The 3768-nt window shown below is 50.2% G+C and carries 1 protein-coding gene and 1 pseudogene; both read right to left on the reverse strand.

The annotated features are described in order from the left end of the window. Nucleotides 1–194 (reverse strand): annotated as a pseudogene (locus tag AC06ND_RS05555) (RagB/SusD family nutrient uptake outer membrane protein); the annotation flags it as partial. Nucleotides 195–205: 11 nt separating this feature from the next. Beyond that, a complete protein-coding gene (locus AC06ND_RS05560; RefSeq protein ID WP_475678002.1) occupies nt 206–3223 on the reverse strand; it encodes a SusC/RagA family TonB-linked outer membrane protein in 3018 nt (1005 codons plus the stop codon). Between the last annotated feature and the right edge of the window lie 545 nt (nt 3224–3768).

Below are 3768 nucleotides of genomic sequence, written 5' to 3' on the forward strand. Positions count from 1 at the left end.
CTTGGCCTCCGACTTACATTGCGAAGTGAGCTATATACAGGTGCGATGGTCGCAGCAAGTTCTTTCTCTGACATCTCATGGGTCTCAGAAGCGATGTCTGAGTAAAGGGTCTCGTCGAGGTTGGTACAGCTGCTTGCAAAGAGGCATGCTGCGCTGGCCATCGCCGCGATCATTATTCTATTGTAATTTTTCATGTCAGTGCCGATTAGAAGTTGAGATTAAGACCGATGGTGAAAGTACGTACTGAAGGGTACTTGTCACGTGAGTCGATACCTGAGTACTGAGGGTCAGCATTTGTAAGCTCTGGGTCAAGACCGCTGTACTTGGTAATGGTGAATACGTTCGATGCAGCGAGGTAAGCACGTACGCCCTTGATGTACTTGTTCTCCTTGATAGGAGCATTGTAACCGAGGGTGAGGTTAGAGAGCTTGAGGTAGTCTCCCTTCTCGAGGTGATAGCTTACGAAGGTCTGCTTCTGAGCTACAGAGAGGACGTTGTCGCCATAAGGCTTGTCAGCTGCTGACTTGAGCCTGTTGTAGGTTACGGCGTTGTTCTCGTAGTATGCCCTTGCCTCATTGAGGATCTGAGCGCCGAACTGGCCGGTGAACTGCATGCTGAGGTCGAAGTTCTTGTAGATGAAGGTGTGGCTCCAACCGAAGTTCATCTTAGGGATGGCATTGCCGAGATACTGATGGTACCTTGAGTCGGTGAGCATACCGTCGGTGAGCTCGACAGCTTCGCCAGTGGTAGGATCCTCGATCATCCAGAGACCCTTCTCAGATACACCAACGCTCTTGAGACCGAACCACTGGCCGAGAGGCTTGCCGACTTCCATACGCTGGGTAGGGAGTGAGATAGGCTCGCCGAGGTAAGCGATGTCCTGCTCGTTAGAGGTCTGGTAGAGATCGTTTGAGAGGCTGAGGAGCTTGTTCGCGTTGTATGCGAAGGTAACGGTGGTCTTCCAGGTGAAGTTCTTCTTCTGTACAGGGGTCGCGTTGATTGCAACCTCGACACCGCGGTTGGTCATCTTACCTACGTTCGCGAGAGTTGTGTTCACGAGGTTAGGAGGTGAAGGCACGGTGTAGTACCAGAGCATGTCTGAGGTGTTCTTGTTGTAGACGTCGATGCTACCGCTGAGACGGTTGTCGAGAACGGCCCAGTCGAGACCGATGTTGTACTCGGTTGACTTCTCCCACTTGAGGTCTGGGTTAGGGTTCTGGGTTACAGAGAGACCCTGCTTCCACACGCCGTTATCATAGTAGTACTGGTTGCCGAGCTGCCATACGGTCTTAGAGAGATAGTTGCTGGTAGGGATGACACCGGTCACACCGAAACCTGCACGGAGCTTGAGGTTGTCGAGCCAGGTTGCATTCCTCATGAACTCCTCATTGCTGATGGTCCAACCGAGAGATGCAGATGGGAAGGTACCCCACTGGTGGTTCTTACCGAAACGTGAGCTACCCTCACGACGAACGCTGATGAGTGCGTTGTACCTGTTGCCGTAGCCATAGCTGATACGACCTACGAAACCGATGAGCTTGCTGTCGCTTGCCCAGCTGCCCATGTTTGCCTTACCCTCCTTGAGGTACTGACCTACGCCGATGTTGTTCCACTGATAGTAGTCAGACATGAAGTTGGTGTTGCCTGCATTGAAGCCCTCACCGTAATCATACTGGAAGCTATAAGCAAGGAGACCTTCGAAGCGGTTCTCGCCCCACTGGTTCTTGTATGAGGTAGTCACCTCAAGATTGTCGGTCTTGCTGTAGTTGTAAGAGTGATAAGCGTAACCGGTCTTGTACTGGGTGAACTGGTCATAGTGGTTTGAGGTGTAGTAACCCTCATCGTGGCCGTTGAAGCGGTTGGTGCTGAGCATGAGAGAAGTCTGCCATCCGCGGATAGGCTCGAAGAGCACGTTACCGGTGAGGCGGGTGTTTTCTGACTTGTACTCACCTGTGTGCTCGTAAAGGAGAGCGACAGGGTTCATGTAGTAGTTGATAGAGGTGTTCTCGTACCAGCTGCCGTCAGGGTTCTTGATAGGCTCGGTAGGGTTGCGCATGAGAGCCTGGCGGTATACCTGTGTGCCAGCAGCATCAACAGGACCGTTCTTGTGCCAGTGCTTCTGGATGTTGAACGAAACCTTGAGCATGTCGTTGAGGAACCAGTGTGAAAGACCGGCGTTGAAGCGGAGGTCGTTCGCATAGGTGTTAAGGAACACACCCTGCTGATCACGGTAGGTGATGTCTGCGTTGTAAGAGGTACTCTTGTTACCGCCACTTACCATGAGGTTGTGGTTGTGGGTGAACGCGTTGCGGGTAACTGCGTCGAGCCAGTCGGTATCATAACCCTTGTCCTGGAAGTTGGTCTTGCCCTCCCTGATGTCCTGTGCGTCCATCATGTCAAGAGTCTTGCCGAAGGTAGAGAGTGAACCATAGCCGCTGTAGTTTACGCGGGTGTCAGACTCTCTCTTGCCGTTCTTGGTGGTGATGATGATCACACCGGCAGCACCACGGGTACCGTAGATTGCGGCAGCAGATGCATCCTTGAGTACGTCGATGCTCTCGATGTCCTCTGGTGCAACAGTGTCAAGGCTACCCTCGAGACCGTCCACGAGAACGAGAGGAGTGTTTCCACCGCTGAGTGAGATGACACCTCTGAGGCGGATGCTTGAAGTTGCGTTAGGGTCACCTGACTGGTTGGTGATGGTAAGACCTGCGACCTTACCCTTGATGAGGTCACCGGCATCCTTGATGTCACCCTTTGCGAAGTCGTCTGCCTTCACGCTGGTGATTGCCGAAGTGACGTCTCCCTTCCTCTGGGTACCGTAACCGATAACGACTACGTCATTGAGGAGCTCTGAGTCCTCGAGGAGAGTGATCTCTGCTGCGTTGTCAGCAGGAACCTCGAGAGTCACGAAGCCGATTGATGAGATGACGAGGGTCGCGCCCTTGTTCACGGTAATGGTGAAGTTTCCGTCAATGTCTGTGATGGTGCCGTTTGTAGGGACACCCTTCTCAAAGACACTTGCACCGATGAGCGGTTCGCCGGATGCGTCCTTGACGACACCTTTCACGACGACGCCGTTCTGCTCTGCGGCTACCGGTGCATTTCCTGCATTCTCTGCTGCATGGGCGCTGAAAGAAGTGCCCATCGCAACGAAGAGACATACAGCAGCCATCTTCCAGAGACCTGGCATAAGGCTGAAGCTGAAATGTGTTTTCTTCATGTTACTGAATTGTTGTTTGTTTATTTTGGTTTTGATGTAGAAGCATAGCTTCTGAGAGTGACAAATATATGCACAACAATGATGGCTATATAGAAAAATAATCCCAGATGTTGCAATTATTGTCCAAATGGTGTTTATTTCTTTAGAAATGTGGCAAAAGAAGCTGGATTTGCTTGTAAATTAAAAATATTTATTAACGTCGGCGTGTTTTGAGACTCAGATCTGGAATGCCTTGCCGCAGGTGCTATTTTATTTTATATATATAGTATACCCGATGTGCGTGCTTTGGGCCGCAATGGTGCCCGAAAAGAATTTTCGAAGATTTTTTTGAAAAAATTCTCAGAAAAATTTGGAGGGAAAGAAAAAGTGCGTATCTTTGCAGCCCGTTTGAGAAACAACGGAACAGTTCATTGACAATATTGAGAGAGATAACGAGGTAAAGAAGTAAAAGAAATTAGATTAGTCTTTATTTAAATAACAGAGAGTTTTTTCGAAGTTGATAAATGGGACTACAATTTCAAGGCAACGAGTAAAAATCAAGGACA

Source organism: Candidatus Cryptobacteroides sp., assembly GCF_056207615.1.